Source organism: Endozoicomonas acroporae (assembly GCF_002864045.1).
Taxonomy (GTDB): Bacteria; Pseudomonadota; Gammaproteobacteria; order Pseudomonadales; family Endozoicomonadaceae; genus Endozoicomonas; species Endozoicomonas acroporae.
The window spans coordinates 1-3,130 of record NZ_PJPV01000205.1; the positions used below are offsets into that span (position 1 = coordinate 1).

2 protein-coding genes are annotated in these 3,130 nt (G+C 49.8%); one reads left to right on the forward strand and one right to left on the reverse strand.

Annotated elements, in window-relative coordinates:
- Positions 1 to 126: 126 nt before the first annotated feature.
- Positions 127 to 2,901: an RAP domain-containing protein gene (locus CX664_RS23850; protein ID WP_101749119.1), complete on the reverse strand. Its 2,775-nt coding sequence runs from the start codon at positions 2,899 to 2,901 to the stop codon at positions 127 to 129.
- On the opposite strand from CX664_RS23850, the gene CX664_RS26005 reads away from it, so the two are divergent.
- Positions 2,896 to 3,130: hypothetical protein (locus CX664_RS26005; protein ID WP_146000290.1), on the forward strand; the 235-nt coding region annotated here is incomplete at its 3' end. The two genes, CX664_RS23850 and CX664_RS26005, sit on opposite strands and share 6 nt — an antisense overlap.

A 3,130-nucleotide genomic window follows, 5' to 3' on the forward strand; every position in this document is an offset into this window, starting at 1 on the left:
ACGGTTGGGGATACTCATCTACCCCTGATGTCATCAATCCGTTATTTTCAAATTATCCGGGGCGAGCTGCATGGGCAACAGGTGTTCAACGCTGGCACTGCCTTGAATATGAAAACGGTTCTTGAATCATGATGGAAGGGAGGGGATTACTGGCTTTTTTCTCGTCCTTTTTTTCCTTTTTCTCCTTTTTGGTTTACTTGTTTGCTCTTCTGCAGGTTCTTTGGCGGTTAAGTAACTGTGTTCTTGCCGTCTTTTATCGGTAGTAACGTATGCCTCATCTCTGTTAAGTGATACAGAATGACCCTGTGGTGGGATGCCTACCCTGGTCTTTATTTGATCAATATATAATTTCATTAAATCCTGATTCCAAAGTATGCTAGCCGGGATTTCAATGACTTCAAATCCTGATTTTTTCAGCAGTGCGATTTTCAGCAGAGTCGAACCATTCCTGGTTTTGAAATCAGCACTTGCGTAATGAGATGGTCCCTGAATTTCAATAACAATGTTGTGATCTGGCAGTAGCAGGTCAACCGGAGGCAATGAGTTCAGACTCTTTTCTTCTTCAATCTTTAAAGAGGGAATGGATGATTGGAGTTGATCACGGAAATTGGATTGAGGTTTTGAAATGCTTGTCTGGTAATGGGGGATGATCGGACACCTTCTGCCCAGCCAACTTGCGGCCATGGCCATGATGGATTGATCATCTTCATTGTCGGGGGATGTATTTCCCAGGCGCGTAAACAGGTCATCCATGTGTTTTTCAAGCGCATTATTTTTATTGGCAGTGGCGACCAGAGATAACCTGGCACAGCATACCATGACGCCCCAGAGAGCCATCAATATGGCTTGCTGAGAGAGCCGGGGAGTTTCACGGATTCGGAAGACAAGCGATTCGCACGTGGAGGTAAACTCGTTCAGCTCAATGAGTTCACCCAGTTTTGCCATGGCCCACAGCAGGTTAGTGATACCTTGAGGATTAAATTGGTCCTTCAGTGCCTTCACGTGGGGCAACAGCGCAGCCACAGCCTCATTGAACTCAGGTGTCTGGTCCTTTTTGCTGTCTACCAGTTTCGCTATGGCCCACAGCAGGTTGGCGATTTCCTGGGGGGTAAAATGAGCTTTTTGTGCGTTTGCATGGGGCAACAGGGCGGCCACAACATCATTGAACTCTGGCGTCCGTTCCTGCCCGTTGTCCACCAGTTTTGCCATGGCCCACAGCAGGTTGGCGATTTCCTGCGGGTTAAAGTTAGCTTTCTGTGCGTTCATGTGTGGCAACAGCGCGGCCACGGCCCCGTTGAGTTCTGGTGTCTGCTCCAGCCCGTTGTCCACCAGTTTCGCGATGGCCCACAGCAGGTTGGCAATATGTTGAGGAATAAATTGTTCTTTCTTTGCGTTCACGCGGGGCAGCAATGCGGTCACGACTTCGTTGAGCCTTGCTGTCAGCTCCAGCCCGTTGTCCACCAGTTTCGCCATGGCCCACAGCAGGTTGGCGATACCCTGTGGTTTAAAGTTCGTTTTCTGTGCGTTCACGTGGGGCAATAGCGCCGCTAAGGCCTCCCTGAGATCTGTTGTCTGCTCCAGCCCGTTGTCCACCAGCTTTGCCATGGCCCACAGCAGGTTGGCGATTTCCTGCGGGTTAAGTTTGGCTTTCTGTGCGTTCACCCGGGGCAACAATGTAACCAGAGCCTCTTTGAGCGCTGGTGTTCGCTCCAGCCCGTGTTCAACCAGTTTTGTTATGGCCCACAGCAGGTTGGCGATTCCCTGTGGTTTAAAGTTCGCTTTCTGTATGTTCACATGTGGCAACAGCGCAGCCACGGCCTCATTGAGCCCTGGAGTCCGCTCCTTCCCGTTGACTGCCAGTTTCGCCATGGCCCACAGCAGGTTGGCGATCCCCTGAGCATTAAATTGATCTTTTTGTGCGTTCACAGGGGGCAGCAGCGCGGTCATAGCCTCGTTGAGCCATGGTGTTCGCTCCTGTCCGCTGTCTACCAGTTTCGCCATGGCCCACAGCAGGTTGACGATTCCCTGAGCTTTAAACTGGTCCTTCTGTGCGTTCACGTGGGGCAACAGCGCGGCCACGGTCTCTTTGAACTCTGGTGTCTGCTCCAGCCCGTGTTCAACCAGTTTCGCCATGGCCCACAGCAGGATGGCAATGCCCTGAGGAATAAATTGGTCCACCTGTGCTTTCACGTGGGGCAATAACGCGGCCACGGCCTCTTGGAGCCCTGGTGTGTGCTCCTGCCCGTTGTCTACCAGTTTTGCCATGGCCCACAGCAGGTTGGCGATTCCCCAGGCATCAATGTCCCGGGCTTGAGGTTTTTGATTGCACTTGAATATGATTGCATCAAGTAGCGTGGACAATAAGGCAACCTGAGTGTGCCTGACACGCTCATCCACGGGTTTATGAGGGGTAAAAACACCCGCTGAAGTAAATGAGTAAAGTGTTGTTGTCAGGCTTCGCCAGCTCCAACGCCGTGTGGTGGTATAATTTTGCAAAAAAATCATCAGCTGGCTTTGTTCCACTCGGGTTAAGGGGCTTTGCGAAGCTAACGTGTATCTCTTAATTGAATTGGCGTATTGACTGTGATTTTTCCCATCATAACGATAACCGAAATGATCCGATTTACTCATCAGATCATCCATGACTTCCTGTTTGATGAGGGCATTGAAATCTTGAGCAGGGTTTATTGAACGGCACGGCAGGTTTTGGGCAAAATATGGGGCAGAAGAGTGGTAAAATTCATTGCGTCCCGGAGTAGTGCGGGGGATATTATCCCTCTTTCTGACTGTGGCATGTCTATATTGTCCTGGCTTTGAAGACGCGGCATGGTCATCCGGTTGGTGGTAATTATTATCTGATCTTGCGTATTGACCACTGATGCCAGCAGAGGTTTTATGCATAATTATATTTCATTAATTCATGAGAATATAAAAAGCAGACTGCTGCTCTGTTCAGAAGTTCATTCTGCTGAAATGTCGATAACACCACACGGTTGGGGATACTCATCTACCCCTGATGTCATCAATCCGTTATTTTCAAATTATCCGGGGCGAGCTGCATGGGCAACAGGTGTTCAACGCTGGCACTGCCTTGAATATGAAAACGGTTCTTCTGATGGAAGGGAGGGGA

Bases quoted from the DNA above. Each gene is read 5' to 3' on its own strand.
- CX664_RS23850 (WP_101749119.1), bottom strand. From the start codon at position 2,901: ATGCATAAAACCTCTGCTGGCATCAGTGGTCAATACGCAAGATCAGAT.